The organism is Glycomyces xiaoerkulensis (genome assembly GCF_002798405.1).
Classification (GTDB): domain Bacteria; phylum Actinomycetota; class Actinomycetes; order Mycobacteriales; family Micromonosporaceae; genus Glycomyces; species Glycomyces xiaoerkulensis.
Genome location: NZ_PGGV01000027.1, coordinates 92,505 through 108,964, shown reverse-complemented (window position 1 = coordinate 108,964; position 16,460 = coordinate 92,505). Strand labels below are relative to the sequence as shown.

Here is a 16,460-nt window from a genome sequence, read left to right as displayed (position 1 = left end):
TAATATTTGGCAGTACGCGTACAAGGAGCGTCACGTGACCCAGCCCCGCATCGGCGCAGCCGAGGAGCCCGCCCCCGACGACCGGCCCGGCTCGAGCCCGTCGGCGCCGCGCGAGCCCCGCCGCGGCAGCGGCATGGCCGCCGACATCGCCGAGCAGCCCGACGTCCTGGCCGGCCTCCTCGACGACCGCGCCGGCGACATCGCCGCCGTGGCCGCCCGCATCGCCGAGTACCGCCCCCGCTCGGTCGTGTTCACCGCCCGGGGCACCTCCGACCACGCCGCCCTGTACGCCGCCTACCTCACCGAGATCCGCCTCGGACTGCCCGCGAGCCTGGCCAGCCCGTCGGTGGTCACCGTCTACGACTCCCGCCCGGACTGGTCGGGCAGCCTCGTGGTCGCCGTCAGCCAGTCCGGCGGCTCACCCGACCTGGCCCAGGTGGTGGCCGCCGCCCGAGCCTCCGGCGCACTGACCCTCGCGGTGACCAACGACCCCGCCTCACCGCTGGCGGCCGAGGCCGAACTCCACCTGAGCGTCCGCGCCGGCCACGAGCGGGCCGTCGCCGCCACCAAGACCTACACCGCCGAGCTGCTCACCCTCCTGCTGCTGGTCGAAGGCGTCCGCACCGGCAACGGGCACCCCGACCCGGCCGAGGCGGCCGGGCTGGAGAAGCTGCCCGAACTGGCCCACGACGTGCTCGACGACTCCGGCGCCGGCGAGCTGGCCGGCCGCTACCGGTTCGCCGACCGGTTCGTGACCACCGGCCGCGGCTACGCCTACCCGACCGCCCGGGAGACCGCGCTCAAACTCATGGAGACCTCCTACCTGCCGGCGCTGGCGTTCTCGGGGGCCGATCTCCTGCACGGGCCGCTGGCGATGACCGACCCGGGCGTGCCGGTGCTCGCCGTCGTCGGCGCCGGCCCCGGCGGCCACGCGATGTGGAACGTCCTAACCCAACTCGAGCACCAGCGCGCCGACGTGGTCGTGGTCGGCGCGGCCGACCTGCCCGGGCAGACCGCCCGCCTGCGGACCCCGGCGGTCGACGAACGGCTGGCCGCCATCCTCGACATCCTTCCGCTGCAGCAACTCGCGCTGCACCTGGCGATCGAGCGCGGTGAGAACCCGGACGCGCCACGCGGACTCAAGAAGATCACCGAAACCACCTGAGCACGTTCCGTGGCGCCGGGAGCGCATGTTCACGCTCGGTTCACCTCCCGGTTGCCCGACTTCGGTAATCTTCGCAGCATGCAGGCCCCGGCATCCACGACCTCAACCACCGAGATCGTCTGGCACGACAGGCGCTACACCGCGCGCCCCATCGCCGGAGGAGCGGCGTTCGAGATCTATTCGGACACCCACGAGAACGGCTTCCGGCCGACCGGGCGCACCTTCCACCGCTACGTCCACGCCTCCGAAGTGGCCAGCGCCGGAGCCGAGATGCTCCGCACCGGGGTGGCGCCCGTCTCGGTCCCGCTCATGCCCGGGGCCGACTTCGGCACCGTCCAGCGCTGCAGCCAGAACCCGCGAATCGAGTCCGCCGAACGAGCGCTCGTCGCAGCGGTGCGCGCCACCGCGTTCGTCTCGGTGGGCACCCGCATGGTCAAGCCGCTGAACCGCCAGCAGGTAGCCCGGCAGCTCACCAGCCCGCCGCTGGTGAGCGGCGTCTGCTTCCGCGAGTTCGACGTGGCCCACCTGCGGACCCCGGCCGACCGGAAGGTCCTGGCCGGCGACCCCGACCAGGTGAACGACGTGGCCTTCGCCCTGCGGTGGAGGGCGATCGGCCCCCGCGACTACGTCAGCACCGAGGCGCGGCACTTCCCCGGACTGTTCTCGATGCCCAGCCGCGAACGCCGCGGACCGATGGTCCTGGGCACCGGCTTCCTGCCCAGCGGCGACCAACTGATCCCGGAGTTCGCCTCGGCGCACCTGGCCGACCTGCCGCTGACGGCGCAGGCCGAGATCCTGGCCTACACACAGGACGGCTACGAGGTCTCGCTGTTCCAGTACCAGCCGCAGACGAACGTCTGGGACCGCGTGGCAGGCGCCCGGCACCGCGACCTGATCAGCCTCGTCCCCGGCCTGGAACAGGGCCGGGCGCTGTTCCGAGTGGACCCGGCCGTCCACGCCGGCCTGCTGGGCGAGCAGGACGGCGAGCGCGTCCCGGTGACCGCCGACCCCGGCCACGGCTTCCACACCTATGCGCGCGGAGCGCGCAGCAGGAGCCCGGTGACCCGCCCGCGGCGCTTCTTCACCACCGCGCGCTGGCGCGACGTACCGGTGCTGGTGCTGGGGCGCAACGAGGACTGGGTCCGGCTCCGACTCGCCCAGCCGGACGTGGAGTCGGCGATGTCGACCGGTGCGACCTGCGTGGAGCGCGGGGTCTACGAATGCTGGGCCCCGAGGGCCGAACTGGCGGACCCCCGGACCGTCACCGTCGACTACCCCGCCGGCGGCCGGGCCGACTGACCTCACCGGGCGGGCCCGCGGGCGAGCCGCCACCTCCCTTCGAGCGCCTCGACCCAGCCGTCGAGCGCCAACCGCTCGAGGGTCTCGACGGCGGTCGCCACCGGCACGCCCGCCGCTGCCGCCAACCGGTCGTCCTCCACCACATAGCCGCGGGGCAGCGCCTCCACCAGCCGCGACTCGGTCTCGGTGAGCCGGTCGAACGCCCTCCGCGGCTTCGGCAGGGGCGGCGCCATCGGGCCGCCGATCCCGGTCACGTCCTCGATGACCTCTTCGGCCCGGGTCACCAGGCGCGCCTCCCAAGGCCCCCGCGCCAACTGGTGCACGCCCACCGAGCGCGACGAGGTCACCGGCCCGGGGGTGAACATGAGGACCCGTCCCAGCTCGGCGGTGTGCCGGGCGGTGTTCCCGGCCCCCGAACGCACCCCCGCCTCGACCACCACCGTCCCGGCCGCCAACGCCGCGATGACCCGGTTCCGGGTCAGGAACCGGTGCCGCATCGGCGAGGAACCGGGCGGCCATTCGCTGATCAGCAATCCCCTTTGGAGAACCACCTCGAACATCGCGCAGTTGGCCCGCGGGTAAGGACGCTCCACCCCCGAGGCCAGGACCGCCACGGTCGGACCGCCGCGCGCCAGCGATCCCAGATGCGCCGCCCGGTCGATGCCGCAGGCGCCCCCGGAGACGATCGTCCACCCGGCCTCGGCCAGGTCGGCGGCCAGGTCATCGGCCAGATGCAGACCGTATTCGCTCGCGGCGCGGGCGCCCACGACGGCCACCGATCGACGGCACGAATCGGCGAGCCCACCGGTGCCGCGCACCCACAGGCAGCGGGGCGGCCGCAGGTGCGGTTCGTCGACGTCGCATACGAGCATCAGGTCGCGCAACTGCTCGGGCCAATCGGGGTCGCCCGGGACCAGTACCCGCGCGCCGCACTCCTCGGTGGCGGACACGAGCGACTCGGCCCGCCGGCGCGGATCGGGGGTGCAGGCCACGGCCGCTCCGGTGATGCGGTGCAGCCGTTCGGGCACCTCGCCCGCCCAGATGCGACCGACCGCCTCGACGGGCCCGACCTCCCCGAGCAGCTCGTCGAGCTCGGCGTCCCCCGGTTCGACGATCGACGACAGCAGCATCAGCGCGAGGCGCGGATCATCGGGTAGTGGCGGCACGTTTCCTCCTCATGTGATCGTGTATCCGAGCCGCAGCTCGGCGGCCGAGTCGATGTCGCCGGCGTCGGGCCGGTCGTGCTCGCGCAGGTCGGCGACGGTCCAGGCGAGCTTGAGGATCCGGTCGTAGCCGCGGGCGGTGATCCGCTCCTTGCGCAGCAGGTCGTCGGCGGTCCCGGTCACCGCCGGCGGCAGCCTCCAGCGCGGCGATCGCAGGGCTGGGCCGGGCACCTCGCTGTTGAGCCTCCAGGCCTCGCCGGCCTCGCCCCACCGTTCGGCGGCCACCCGGCGCGCGGCCGCGACCCGCGCGGCGACCGGCTCGGACGGCTCGGCCTCGACCTGGTCGGAGAGGATCGCCGACGGCGGAGGCGCCGCGACTTCGATCCGCAGATCGATGCGGTCGCGCAGGGGCCGGGAGATGCGCCCGAAATAGCGTCGGCGGTCGCCGGGCGGGCACCGGCAGTCCACCGGCCGGTCCGGCGCGCACGGGCAGGGATTGGCGGCCAGGACCAGCAGTATCCGCGCCGGGTAGCGGACGGTGCTCTCGGCGCGCCGCACCAGGACCTCGCCGGCCTCCAGCGGCTGCCGCAGCGCGTCCAGGACCTCTCGCCGCCACTCGGGGGCCTCGTCGACGAACAGGATCCCGCGGTGGGCCAGCGCCAGCGAGCCGGGCCCGGGATGGCGTCCGCCGCCGATGAGCGACTGAATCGTCATGGAGTGGTGCGGGGCCTCGAAGGGAGCGTGGCGGATCAGCGCCGATGCGCCCCCGTCGCAGCGGCCCCGCAGCGAGTGCAGGGAGGTCACCTCGATCGCCTCGTCGCCGGTCAGCGGCGGGAGGATCGAGGGCAGCCGCTCGGCCAGCATGGTCTTGCCCGCCCCCGGCGGCCCCACCATGAACATGTGGTGGCCCCCCGCGGCGGCGATCTCCAGGGCGCGCCGGGCCGTCGGCTGGCCGCGCAGGTCGGCCAGATCAGGCAGCGGTGCCGGCGGCGCCGGATCCCCCGCTCGTTCCGGTTCGAGATCGGTCTGGCCGTGCAGCCACGCCACCAGCGCCGACAGGTGGCGCGGGGCCAGGACCGTGATCCCGTCGACCAGGGAGGCCTCGGCGGCGTTGCCCGGCGCCACGATCGCGGTCCGCAGACCGTCCCGGCGGGCCGCGGTCAGGGCCGGCAGCGTCCCCGGGACCGGGCGCAGGCTTCCGTCCAGGCCGAGCTCGGCCAGCAGCACGGCGCCGTCCAGGCGGTGGCCCGGGACCGCCTCGTCGGCGCACAGGATGGTGACCGCCAGCGCGAGGTCGGCCGCCGAACCGGTGGTCGGGATCGAGGCCGGTCCGAAGTTGACGCTTATGGACTTGTCGGGAAAGCGCAGGCCCGAGTTCGCCATCGCCGAGCGGACTCTCGTCTGGGCCTGGTTCACGACGCTGTCGGGCAGGCCCGACATGCGGACCGCATCGGCGCCCTTGGCCGTTGACCTGTAGACCGAGGCCTCCAGAGTCACGACCACCCCGGTGGTGCCGATCATGCAGACGGTGCTGGTGCGGCTGTAACCCATGGCGTTCGTCCCCCCAACGGTGTTCGAGCTGGATTCGGCGGGCGTCGGTGACGGTCAGGGCGATCCGGTCGATCCGCCACGGCTGGTCGGCCCGGCAGCGTTCGCCCAGCCAGGCCCGTGCGAGCCGCTCGATGCGCTCGAGCTTCTCGGCGTCGACGGCCTCGAGCGGACCGCCGTAGCGCTGCGAGCGGCGGGTCTTGACCTCGCCGACGACGACGGTGTCGCCGCGCCGGGCGATCAGGTCGAGCTCGCCGAGGCGGTGCCGCCAGTTGCGGGCGAGCAACTGCATGCGGTCGCGTCGCAGGTGCGCCGCCGCGATCCGCTCGCCGATGCGGCCGAGCTCGCGCGGGCCCACCTCCCGGAGGTTCACGGTCTGGGGAGCAGCCGGGCCCGCCCCGCGCCGAACAGGAGCATCGGATCGAGGTAGACCGGGCCGCGTTTGAGGCCCAGGTGCAGGCAGGCCTCGGCCGGGCACGAGGCGTGGCCCGGCGCGAGGCCGCCGATCGCCTGACCGGCGGCGACGGTTTGGCCGGGCTCGACGGAGGGCTCGACCGGTTCGTAGGTGGTGCGCAGGCCGTTCGGGTGGTCGACGCTGACCACGCCGCGCCCGGCGAGGTCGTCGGCGAAGACGACCGTGCCGGCCCCGGCCGAGCGGACCTCACCGCCGGGACCGGCGGCGAAGTCCGCCCCGCGGTGGCCCGGAAGCCAGGGCAGCGGCGGCGGGTCGAAGCGGGTGGCCGGGTCGGCCGAGCCGACCGGCGGCCGCCAGCGGGCGGGCTCGGCGGCGGCGAGGGTCGGCTGGAGGATCGCGGCGGCGGCCAGCAGGGATCCGGTTATGAGAACAATGACTATTACTCTGTGCATTCTGTCCATTACTCAAGGATCGGGCGGTTCGGCGGGGGCGGCAAGAAAAACTTGCGGCCTGTGGATAACTCCGGTCTCGCCCCGTGGATGGGCGGTGTCCGACCCGCGTACACTGATCTGAGCGGCCCGCGCCGGCTCCGTCGCGCGCGTGCCGACTTCGCGCGCTCGCCGCGGTCGAACCAATTCATCGCCTTTCGCTATGGGTGAGGTCTGGCCGTCGCGGTCTCCCAGGTCCGGGTCATCCGGTTGCATGGCCGCTAGGGCGAGCGCCAGGAGCGGAGCGTCCGGACTTCGGGCGCATCCCGCTAGCAACCAGGGAGAGAAAGGAACACAATCGTGTCGGTTGTCACCATGAGGCAGCTGCTGGAAAGCGGCGTGCACTTCGGGCACCAGACCCGTCGCTGGAACCCGAAGATGAAGCGGTACATCCTCACCGACCGCAACGGCATCTACGTGGTCGACCTGCGCCAGACGGTCGACTACGCCGAGAAGGCCCACGACTTCGTCAAGAACGTCGTCGCCGAGGGCGGGGAGATCCTGTTCGTCGGCACCAAGAAGCAGGCCCAGGAGGCCGTGTCCGAGCAGGCCACCCGCGTCGGCATGCCGTACGTCAACCACCGCTGGCTCGGCGGCATGCTCACCAACTTCCAGACCATCCAGAAGCGCCTGATGCGCCTCAAGGAGCTGGAGATCCTCGAGGCCAACGGTGCGGCCAACCGCACCAAGAAGGAAATGCTCCAGCTCATGCGCGAGAAGGAGAAGCTCGAGCGCACGCTCGGCGGCCTGCGCGACATGGAGCGCATTCCGCAGGCGATCTGGATCGTCGACACCAAGAAGGAGCACATCGCCGTCGACGAGGCCCGCAAGCTCGGCATCCCCGTCGTCGCGATCCTCGACACCAACTGCGACCCCGACGAGGTGGACCACCCGGTCCCCGGCAACGACGACGCGATCCGCTCGGTCGCCCTGCTGACCAAGATCATCGCCGACGGTGCCGCCGAGGGCCTGCTGGCCCGCTCCGGCGGCGTCGAGGCCGAGGCCGGCAAGGCCGAGGGCGAGCCGCTGGCCGAGTGGGAGAAGGACCTCCTGGAGTCCGAGAAGACCCAGGATTCCGAGAAGGTCGTCGAGCCCTCGGGCGAGACGGTCGCCCAAGAAGCCGACAAGAAGTAAGAAGGGGAGCAATGGCCAACTTCACGATGGCTGACGTCAAGAAACTCCGGGAGGCCACCGGCTCCGGGATGATGGACGTCAAGAATGCCCTCGCGGAAGCTGACGGCGACTACGAGGAGGCCCTCGAGGCCCTCCGCATCAAGGGCGCCAAGGACGTCGGCAAGCGCGCCGAGCGCACCACCGCCCAGGGCCTGGTGGCCCAGTCCGGCGGCACGCTGCTGGAGCTGCTGTGCGAGACCGACTTCGTCGCCAAGAGCGGCTCCTTCATCGAGCTCGCCCAGTCGCTGGTCGAGCTCGCCGACGAGGTCCGCCCGGTCGACGCCACCGTCTTCGCCGACGCCAAGCTGGGCGACAAGACCGTCGCCGAGCTGGTCGCCGAGGAGTCGGCCAAGCTCGGCGAGAAGATCGTCGTCGGCCGCATCGCCTCGCTCGACGGCGACGTCGCGGTGTACATGCACCGCAAGTCCGCCGACCTGCCCCCGGCCGTGGGCATCCTGGTCGCCCACACCGGCGACGCCGAGGCGGCCCGCCAGGCCGGCATGCAGGCCGCCGCGATGCGCCCGAAGTTCCTCGAACGCGACCAGGTCCCCGACGAGATCATCGAGGCCGAGAAGCGCGTGGCGCTCGAGGCGGCCAAGTCCGACGGCAAGCCCGAGCGCGCCTGGGACAAGATCGTCGAGGGCAAGGTCGGGGCCTACTTCCGCGACTTCTGCCTGCTCGAGCAGCCTTCGGTCATCGAGAGCAAGAAGACCGTCCGGCAGGTCCTCGAGGAGGCGGGCACCGAAGTGACGGCATTCGTCCGCATCGAGGTCGGTCAGGAGTAGTCTCCGGTCAGAGACCGCCGACTACACTGGCTCCAGCCGCAAAGCAGAGGGAGGAGGCGGCGGCGATCATGCCGCCGCCTCGTTCCATGTCCGAGCCGCCGGCAGGGTTCATCGCTCGCGCAGCGAGCGCCGAGACTTTCAGGGGAGCGTCATGAGTGAAGCCACGCAGCGCCGGGTCGTGCTGAAACTGTCCGGAGAGGCCTTCGGCGGCGGTGCCGTCGGCGTCGACCCCGACATCGTGCAGGGCGTCGCCGGGCAGATCGCGGCGGGCGCCTCCGAGGGCGTGCAGGTCGCCGTGGTGGTCGGCGGTGGCAACTTCTTCCGCGGTGCCGAGCTCCAGCGCCGCGGCATGGACCGCGCCCGAGCCGACTACATGGGCATGCTCGGCACCGTCATGAACTGCCTGGCGCTCCAGGACTTCCTCGAGCACGAGGGGGTCGACACGCGGGTCCAGTCGGCCATCTCCATGGCGCAGGTCGCCGAGGCCTACATCCCCCGGCGCGCGATCCGGCACCTCGAGAAGGGCCGCGTGGTCATCTTCGGCGCCGGTGCCGGGATGCCTTACTTCTCCACCGACACCGTCGCCGCGCAGCGCGCCCTCGAGACCGGGGCCGAGGTGGTCCTGGTCAGCAAGAACGGCGTCGACGCGGTCTACACCGCCGACCCCCGCACCGACCCGTCGGCCCAGCGCCTGGAGGACCTCACCTTCGACGAGGCCCTCAAGCGCGAGCTCATGGTCGTCGACCAGACCGCGTTCAGCCTGTGCAAGGACAACAGCCTGCCGATGCGTGTGTTCGGCGTCGACGGCGACGGCAACCTTCGCCGCGCCATCGTCGGCGAGCAGCTCGGGACCCTCATCCACGCCGCTGACGACGAGTAGCGGGACGGTACGGTCGGAAGTGCCGCCCTGCCGCAAGAGAATGTGAGTAATGCCGTGATTGACGAGAGCCTCCTCGAAGCCGAGGAGAAGATGGAGCGCGCGATCGCGCACGCCAAGGAGGAGTTCGCGGTCATCCGCACCGGCCGCGCCTCCTCGGCCATGTTCAACCGGATCACCGTCGACTACTACGGCGCGCCGACGCCTCTGCCGCAGGTGGCCTCGATCGCCATCCCCGAGCCGCGCATGGTGCTGGTCAAGCCCTTCGACCAGTCGCAGACCAAGGAGATCGAGGATGCCATCCGCAACTCCGATCTCGGCGTCAACCCGTCCAATGAGGGCAACCAACTGCGTCTCAACCTGCCGCCGATGACCGAGGAGCGGCGCCGCGAGATGGTCAAGGTCGCCCGCACCAAGGGCGAGGACGCCAAGATCGCCGTCCGCAACATCCGCCGCCGCGCCAAAGAGGAGATCGGCAAGGCCGTCAAGGAGGGCGAGGCCTCCGAGGACGCGGGCCACGGCGCCGAGAAGGATCTGGAGGACCTCACCGGCCGCTTCACCGGCATGGTCGACGAGCTGATGAGTTCCAAAGAAGCCGAACTGCTCGAGTTCTGATGAGCGCACTCCCCGACGGCCCACCGGGCCGTCGCCCCAGTCGGCCGCAGGGCGGGGACCGGCGGCGCCCCGAGACCGCCGCGGCCGACTCCGACGAACCGGAGGGCGGCCGCCGCGCTTCGGCCGGCCGCAACCTCCCGGTCGCGATCGGCGTCGGGCTCGCCCTGGCGGCGCTGGTGCTGGCCTCCCTGCTGATCCGCCCCGTCGCATTCCTCGTTCTGGCCGCGATCGCCGTCGCCGTGGCCTGCTGGGAGACCGGGGGCGCGATGCGGAAGGGCGGCAGGAACGTCCCGGTGATCCCGCTGGCGGCCGCCGGCGCCCTCATCGTGGTGCTGGCGTGGTTCGGGGGCGCCACGGGCCTGCTGCTGGGCACCGCCGTGGGAGTGGCCGCTCTGTTCGTGTGGCGCCTGGCCGAAGGCGCCACCGGTTACCGCGCCGACGTACCGGCCGCCTCGCTCGTACTGGTCCAGGTGCCGTTCCTGGCCGGCTTCGTGATGCTGCTGGCGACCTCCGACGACGGCGAGGCCAGGTTCATCGGGACCGGGGCGGCCCAGGTGCTCATCATGCTGTTCACCGTGGTGCTGTCCGACACCGGGGGCTACACCGCCGGCGTCCTGTTCGGACGGCACCAGATGACGCCGAGCATCAGCCCCAAGAAGTCCTGGGAGGGCCTGGCCGGCTCGGTCGCGGCCGCCGCGCTCGGCGCCGGGACCGCGCTCTGGTTCTTCTTCGGCGTCCCCTTCGGGTTGGGCGTGGCGTTCGGCGTGTGCGCCGCCTTGGCGGCTACGTTGGGAGATCTGTCCGTCTCGCTGTTGAAGCGCGACCTCGGCATCAAGGACATGAGCAACCTCATTCCGGGCCACGGCGGGGTGATGGACCGGCTTGACTCCATCCTCATGGTCGCGCCGGTGGCCTATGTGTGGTTTCGCTACCTGCTCGGGTGATTGTCCTGAGCGGGATGAGAGTGGAAGGAGCGCCAGGGGTGAAAACCGCGGTCTGCGGTTGGCGGGTCCGACGCGACTCATGCGAGACTAGGTCGTGACATGTCTGTAGCACTCACGTTGACCGAACCGCGCCCGCGCAGGGCGGCGCCGAGACACCTCGCCGAGCTCGATCCGGCGGAGTGCCGGTCCGTTCTCACCGACATCGGACAGCCGGCCTTTCGGGCGAAGCAACTGCGCAACCAGTATTTCGGGCGTTATGTCGGCGACGCGACGCTCATGACCGACCTGCCCGCCGCCGCCCGCGAGGCGATCGGCGAGGCGCTCCTGCCGCGCCTGCTCGAACCGGTGCGTTTGGACGACTGCGACGCCGGCGAAACGGTCAAGGCCGTCTGGCGTCTGCACGACGGCGCGCTGGTGGAGAGCGTCATCATGGCCTATCCGGACCGGGTGACCGCCTGCGTGTCCTCGCAGGCCGGCTGCGGCATGGCCTGCCCCTTCTGCGCCACCGGCCAGGCCGGCCTCACCCGCAACCTCACCACCGCCGAGATCGTCGACCAGGTGGTCAACTGCGCCCGCATCGCCGCCGAACGGGGCCTGGGGCGCCTGTCGCACATCGTGTTCATGGGCATGGGGGAGCCGCTCGCCAATTGGCCGAGACTCAAGGCCGCCCTGCGCCGGATCACCGATCCGGTGCCCGACGGCGTCGGCCTGTCGGCCCGCCACGTCACGGTGTCCACCGTGGGCCTGGTGCCGGCGATGCGGAAGCTCGCCGACGAGGGCCTGCCGGTGACCCTGGCGGTCTCGCTGCACGCCCCGGACGACGAGCTGCGCGACGAGCTCGTCCCGGTCAACACCCGCTGGAAGGTCGCCGAGGTCCTGGAGGCGGCCTGGGAGTACGCTGCGGTGACGAAACGTCGCGTTTCAATCGAGTACGCGATGATCCGCGACGTCAACGACCAGCCTTGGCGCGCGGATCTGCTAGGAAAGCTACTTGCGGGTAAGTTGGTACACGTCAACTTGATCCCGCTCAACCCCACGCCGGGGAGCCGCTGGGACGCCAGTCCCAAGCCGGTGGAGGCGGAATTCGTGCGGAGGCTGCGCGAAGCGGGCGTACCGACGACGGTGCGTGACACGCGCGGCCAAGAGATCGACGGCGCCTGCGGGCAGCTGGCGGCTTCGGAGCGAGAGGCCGGCTCGGCCGGTCCCTCCGAGGCGCCCGCTTCCGCCGGTGCCGCGAGTTAGGCGGAGAAGGGTGGCTTGGTAGTGGCGAGTCATGGGGATCGATTCCGGCGCCGGGCGTTGAGCCGGGGCTACAAGGTCGACGAGGTGGACGCGTTCCTCGATCGCGTCGAGGCCACGCTCGCCGGTGAGCCCGTCGGTAGCCCTGTGACGGCGGACGAGGTCGACGACGTCGTCTTCCGCGTCCGGTTCGGCGGCTATGACGAATGGCAGGTGGACGTCTACCTCGACCGGGTGGCGCGCCAGCTCGCCGAGCTCGAGGATCGCGGTGTGCTCGGCAGTGCCCCGGCCCCCGACTTCGGCAAGCCCGAATCCACCGGGTCCGTCCCGGCCGCCCCCGCCCCGCGCCGCGAGGCCGGACCGCCGGCGACGCAGGTGATTCCTTCCGGCGAGATGATGGCCGCCCGCGAGGGCGCCCCGCCTCCGCCCGTGCGCGAGGCGGCCGGACGGGGCTCGCGGGCCGCCGCTCCCGACCCGGAAGGCTTCAGCGATCTGCGCGGCGACGACGACGGCGAGGGCTTCGGCTTCCTGGCCGGGCCTCCCGACGACGACTACGAGGATCCGTTCGCGAAGCCGCCGAGCGGAGCCGACCGCGACTTCGGCGGCGCACCCGAGCCCCCCGGCCCCGCCGGCGAGTTCGGTCCGCCCCGGGGCGGCGACTTCGGGCCGCCGCACCGCGAGCCCTCCGGGCCGCCGATGCACGACGGCCCCCAGGCCGGGTCGTCGCCGCACGGGGCCACCCAGCAGTTGCCGCTGCAGTCCGATCCGCGCCGCGGCGCCGTCCCGCCTCCGGCCGAGCCCGGCCGCGGCTTCGGGCCGCCGAACGAGGAGCCCCCGGTGCCTCCGGGCGCGGGCGGGGTGCCGCCGGGCCGTCGCGCGGCCCCCGAGCCGGCGCCGGGCTTCGGCGCGGCCTACGACGACGACCCGAGCAACACCGGAGGCCGCCCGGCGATGCCGCCGCAGGGGCCGTCCTCGCAGCCGCCCATGCCGCCGCCCGGTCAGCAGCCGACGGGCCCGAGCACCGGGCCGATCCCGCAGCCGCAGCGCCAGTCCCCGCCGCAGGGGCCGCCGCCGCAGCCGCCGGGCGGTCCGCCGCACACCGCTCCGATTCCGCAGCCGGTGCCGCCGCAGCGGCCGGACCCGCCGCCGGCCGAACCGCCGCCCTACGGCGCGCCGCGCGGGCGGCCCTACGGCCGCGACGGCGCCTTCCCCGCCGAGCCCGCCCCGGGCCAGCACGAGGGCTTCGCCCATGAGGCCCCCGGGCCCGAGGACGCCGGCTTCGGGCGGCGCGCCGCCCCGCCGAGCCCGCCCCCGCCGGCCGGCGGCTTCGGCGCACCTGCGGGGGCACCGCCCGGCCCCGGCGACAACGGCGCCTTCGGGCCGCCGCCCGGCCCCGGCGCGCAGCAGCGCGGCGCGGCCGCGCCGCCGGACTTCGGCCGCCGCAACCCCTACGAGGGGCGCAGCACGTTCGAGGCGCCCAGCCGCCACGGGCGCGAGGAGATGACCACCGAGATGCGGGCGTCGGACTCGCCGTTCACGCCCGACGACATCCAGCGCCTCGAGCAGCTCCGCCGGGCCTTCCAGCCGCGCCGGTTCGGCTCGGGCTACGACCCGGCCCAGGTGGACCAGATGTTCGACGCGGTCTCGGCGGCGATGACCGGACGCAACCCGGTGCCCCTGGCGGACCGCGAACTCGACACCAGCCAGTTCTCCCTGGTGCAGGGCGGCTACTTCGAGGCCGAGGTGGACTCGGCGCTGCGCGAGGTCAGGGAGCTGTTCGCCCGCCGCGGCATGATGCACTAGCGCGGGACGCGAAAGCGACGGGGCCGCCTTCGGCGGCCCCGCTTTCGTATACCCGGGCGGTCAGCGAAGTCCGGCGCGGCGCAGCCAGACGTCGGCGGCGACGAGGCCGACCAGGACCACCGAGGCGAGCACGACGAAGACGTCCTCGATGCGGCCGGTGTGGTTGCCGATCAGGAACGTCAGGTTGATGACGGCGCCGATGACGAGCGCGGCGTACATGGCCTTCCGGTTGGTCGGCTTGCGCTGATCGGGCGAGAGAATCGGCTCTTCGGCTGCCATTTGGACTCCTTCGGCAAGGTTCGTTACCGTCGACAGTCTGTCACGCCACAGGGGCCGCTGGCCCCGGGCCGCCCTCGGTGTGAGCTGTAAAGTTGAGGCGCAGTCGACCGAGTTTCGGAAGGGTATCCGTGCGCATCACCGGTACTGGCCACGCCAGCATGTACATCGAGACGGCCGCAGGTTCGATCCTCTGCGATCCTTGGGTCAACCCCGCGTACTTCGCCTCCTGGTTCCCCTTCCCCGACAATTCGCAGCTCGACTGGGACGCCCTCGGCCGGGCCGACTACCTGTACGTCTCGCACCTGCACCGCGACCACTTCGACGAGCAGAACCTCCGCGAGCGCATCAGCAAGGACACCACCGTCCTGCTGCCGGAGTACCCCACCTCGGAGCTGGAATCGGAACTGCGCGCGCTCGGCTTCCACAAGTTCATCAAGACCGTCTCCGAGGAGGTCGTGGAGCTCCCCGGCGGCGTCAGGGTGATGATCCAGGCCCTGACCAGCCCCACCGACGGCCCGATCGGGGACTCCTCGCTGTGGGTGGAGGACGCCGACGGCACCCGGCTGCTCAACCAGAACGACGCCCGCCCCACCGACATGAGCGTGTTCCTCAAGCACGGGAAGATCCACGCCCACCTGCTCCAGTTCTCCGGGGCGATCTGGTTCCCGATGGTCTACGAGCTGCCCGACAACGCCAAGCGCGCCTTCGGCAAGCAGAAGCGCGAACGCGGCTTCGACCGGTCCCTGCGATACATCGACGACGTCGCCGCCGACTGGGTCTTCCCGATCGCCGGCCCCCCGTGCTTCCTGGACGACGAGCTGTACCGGTTCAACGACGTCTTCGGCGACGAGGGCAACATCTTCCCCGACCAGTTGGCCTACACCGACTGGCTCGCCGAGCAGGGGCGGACGAACAACATCGTGCTGCTGCCCGGTTCGGTCGCCGAGGTCGGCGGCGACGGTTCGGCCTCGGCCACCCATCCGGTGGGGGACCTGCGCGAGTGGTTCGCGGACAAGAAGGAGCACCTCGATGCCTTCCGCGACCGCCAGAAGGGCCGCATCGCCGCCGAGAAGGCCACCTGGGCGCACCCGGAGATCGACGTCCTCGCCACGCTGCGGGAGCGGTTCGAGCCGATCATGGCCCAGGCCGAGCACATCGCCACCGGCGTCGGCGGGCCGGTCCGCTTCGACCTGACCGCCCCGGACTCGGAGGAGGTCGTGGAGTCGATCATCTTCGACTTCCTGGAGCGGCGGATCTATCCCGACCGGGGCGACAAGGTCCGCTACCGCTTCCGCACCGAGCGGCGCCTGATCGAGCACCTGCTCCACGTGCGCGAGGTCGACTGGGTCAACTCGCTGTTCCTGTCGTGCCGGTTCACCGCCGCCCGCATCGGCCAGTACAACGAGTACGTCTACGCGTTCTTCAAGTGCCTGTCCGAGGAGCGGATCCAGTACGCCGAAGGCTGGTACGCCGAGCAGCGCCCCGACGACGAGGACATCACGATGCAGGGATGGACCATGCAGCGCCGCTGCCCGCACCTGAAGGCCGACCTGTCGGTGTTCGGCAAGATCGAGGACGGCGTCCTGACCTGCCAGATGCACGGATGGAAGTGGAACCTCGGCTCGGGCAAGTGCATGACCAGCGTCGGGCACGACATCCGAAGCGCTCGCGCTGAGGATGCGTGAGCCGAGTCGAAGCGCTCGCGCTGAGGATGCCTGAGCCCGGGCGCCCGACCGGGCGGGCTCAGGCGATCCCGAAGTCCCGCATCATCGACATGAGCTGGACCTTGTAGAACTCCTCGATGTTGTCGCGCACCGGCAGGCTCCCGAACGCCTCCATGGTGACCAGTCCGAAGACCCGGACCCACGCCGAGGCGAAGGCGTAGATCCACGGCAGCGGGAGCCGCTCGCCGATGACCATGTCCGCGCACTGGTCCAGCAGCTCGTCGCTCAGGCCCTTCGAGATCTCGGGAATGTCGATCGCGGAGAAGTCGAACCCCTGCCCTTCGGTGTGCCGGTAGTAGGCGGCCAGCTCGCGCCCGCACAGCCGGGCGTGCTCCATCGATTTGCGCGTCACGGCCGGGAGGTCGTCGAAGGGCACGTCCGCGATGTTGACGCACGGGGTCAGCGCGCTCTCGGACTCGGGCACGTTGAGCATCAGCTCGAACTCCCGCCGGTGGGAGACCACCCAGGACCGGAACGTCCAGACCCAGGCCTTCATGCGCTCGGGGTGGGCCTCGGCCGGGTGGACTTCCATGGCGGCCCGGCTGGCGTCGACCAGCTCGTCGTAGAAGTCGCAGCACAGGTCGGTCAGGAGTGCGTCCAGGTTGTCGAAGTATCGGTAGAGGGCGGCCGGGGAGACGCCGACGTCTCTGGCGACCGCGCGCAGGGAGATCCCGCTCGGGCCGTGCTCCAGAAGCTGGCCGCGGGCGCTGGCCTTGATCTCGGTCATGGTCTCGGCGCGCATCCGTTCGCGGCGGCTCGGAACGCTTGCGGTGTTCGAAGTCACTGCACTCCTAGGGAGAAATCCTCGTGAACGACGTTGACTCTACTATCGCCGTTCATTAATGTTAACGGCGTTAGCTTAATATTCACTGCTCACAATCTTACCGCCCGACCGGTCCCCGCCACCAGAGGCCGCGGGCTCGAACCCTCCAGGAGCACCCTA

The 16,460-nt window shown here is 71.7% G+C and carries 14 protein-coding genes and 2 pseudogenes; 10 read left to right on the top strand and 6 right to left on the bottom strand.

Going from position 1 to position 16,460, the window contains the following annotated elements; all coding sequences use genetic code 11:
• Positions 1-133: 133 nt before the first annotated feature.
• Both CUT39_RS09195 and CUT39_RS09190 read left to right on the top strand, forming a co-directional pair.
• Positions 134-1,165: an SIS domain-containing protein gene (locus tag CUT39_RS09195; protein WP_100446121.1), complete on the top strand. Its 1,032-nt coding sequence runs from the start codon at positions 134-136 to the stop codon at positions 1,163-1,165.
• Between the two features lie 78 nt (positions 1,166-1,243).
• Positions 1,244-2,464, top strand: a complete 1,221-nt coding sequence (locus CUT39_RS09190; RefSeq protein WP_100445785.1) for a hypothetical protein — start codon at positions 1,244-1,246, stop codon at positions 2,462-2,464.
• A 2-nt stretch (positions 2,465-2,466) separates the two neighbouring features.
• Here the strand turns inward: CUT39_RS09190 and dprA are convergent, their stop codons facing one another.
• The 4 genes and pseudogenes from dprA to CUT39_RS09170 all read right to left on the bottom strand — a co-directional run bounded on the left by dprA (position 2,467) and on the right by CUT39_RS09170 (position 6,051).
• Positions 2,467-3,630 carry a DNA-processing protein DprA gene (gene dprA / locus CUT39_RS09185; RefSeq protein ID WP_157930572.1) on the bottom strand — a complete coding sequence of 388 codons (1,164 nt, stop codon included), beginning with the start codon at positions 3,628-3,630 and terminating at the stop codon, positions 2,467-2,469.
• A gap of 9 nt (positions 3,631-3,639) precedes the next feature.
• Positions 3,640-5,178 carry a YifB family Mg chelatase-like AAA ATPase gene (locus CUT39_RS09180; protein ID WP_100445781.1) on the bottom strand — a complete coding sequence of 513 codons (1,539 nt, stop codon included), beginning with the start codon at positions 5,176-5,178 and terminating at the stop codon, positions 3,640-3,642.
• A 76-nt stretch (positions 5,179-5,254) separates the two neighbouring features.
• Positions 5,255-5,467 (bottom strand): annotated as a pseudogene (locus tag CUT39_RS21755) (YraN family protein); the annotation flags it as partial.
• A 77-nt stretch (positions 5,468-5,544) separates the two neighbouring features.
• Positions 5,545-6,051 carry a murein hydrolase activator EnvC family protein gene (locus CUT39_RS09170; RefSeq protein WP_100445779.1) on the bottom strand — a complete coding sequence of 169 codons (507 nt, stop codon included), beginning with the start codon at positions 6,049-6,051 and terminating at the stop codon, positions 5,545-5,547.
• Positions 6,052-6,378: 327 nt separating this feature from the next.
• Here CUT39_RS09170 and rpsB point away from each other — a divergent pair, with 327 nt between their 5' ends.
• From rpsB to CUT39_RS21750, 7 genes and pseudogenes are all read left to right on the top strand, one after another.
• Positions 6,379-7,212 (top strand): 30S ribosomal protein S2, encoded by an 834-nt coding sequence (gene rpsB, locus CUT39_RS09165; RefSeq protein WP_100445777.1) that lies wholly within the window; start codon positions 6,379-6,381, stop codon positions 7,210-7,212.
• A gap of 11 nt (positions 7,213-7,223) precedes the next feature.
• Positions 7,224-8,036 (top strand): translation elongation factor Ts, encoded by an 813-nt coding sequence (gene tsf / locus CUT39_RS09160; RefSeq protein ID WP_100445775.1) that lies wholly within the window; start codon positions 7,224-7,226, stop codon positions 8,034-8,036.
• 151 nt (positions 8,037-8,187) lie between these two features.
• On the top strand, positions 8,188-8,916 hold the full coding sequence (gene pyrH / locus CUT39_RS09155; protein WP_100445773.1) for a UMP kinase: 729 nt from the start codon (positions 8,188-8,190) through the stop codon (positions 8,914-8,916).
• Between the two features lie 54 nt (positions 8,917-8,970).
• Positions 8,971-9,528: a ribosome recycling factor gene (gene frr, locus CUT39_RS09150; protein ID WP_100445771.1), complete on the top strand. Its 558-nt coding sequence runs from the start codon at positions 8,971-8,973 to the stop codon at positions 9,526-9,528.
• The gene (locus CUT39_RS09145; RefSeq protein WP_100445769.1) at positions 9,528-10,472 is read left to right on the top strand and encodes a phosphatidate cytidylyltransferase; all 945 of its coding nucleotides are present in this window, start codon (positions 9,528-9,530) and stop codon (positions 10,470-10,472) included. The genes frr and CUT39_RS09145 overlap by 1 nt, the downstream gene beginning before the upstream one ends.
• Positions 10,473-10,571: 99 nt before the next feature.
• The gene (gene rlmN / locus CUT39_RS09140) at positions 10,572-11,714 is read left to right on the top strand and encodes a 23S rRNA (adenine(2503)-C(2))-methyltransferase RlmN (protein WP_100445768.1); all 1,143 of its coding nucleotides are present in this window, start codon (positions 10,572-10,574) and stop codon (positions 11,712-11,714) included.
• Between the two features lie 21 nt (positions 11,715-11,735).
• A pseudogene (locus tag CUT39_RS21750) lies at positions 11,736-11,982 on the top strand (DivIVA domain-containing protein); the annotation flags it as partial.
• Between the two features lie 1,592 nt (positions 11,983-13,574).
• On the opposite strand, the gene CUT39_RS09130 reads toward CUT39_RS21750, so the two are convergent.
• Positions 13,575-13,793, bottom strand: coding sequence for a DUF2631 domain-containing protein (locus tag CUT39_RS09130; protein WP_100445766.1), 219 nt, complete (start codon positions 13,791-13,793; stop codon positions 13,575-13,577).
• Between the two features lie 128 nt (positions 13,794-13,921).
• Between CUT39_RS09130 and CUT39_RS09125 the strand changes: the two genes are divergently transcribed.
• Positions 13,922-15,478 (top strand): Rieske 2Fe-2S domain-containing protein, encoded by a 1,557-nt coding sequence (locus CUT39_RS09125; RefSeq protein ID WP_100445765.1) that lies wholly within the window; start codon positions 13,922-13,924, stop codon positions 15,476-15,478.
• Positions 15,479-15,536: 58 nt separating this feature from the next.
• On the opposite strand, the gene CUT39_RS09120 is transcribed toward CUT39_RS09125, so the two are convergent.
• Positions 15,537-16,301 carry a TetR/AcrR family transcriptional regulator gene (locus tag CUT39_RS09120; protein ID WP_157930571.1) on the bottom strand — a complete coding sequence of 255 codons (765 nt, stop codon included), beginning with the start codon at positions 16,299-16,301 and terminating at the stop codon, positions 15,537-15,539.
• Positions 16,302-16,460 lie beyond the last annotated feature (159 nt).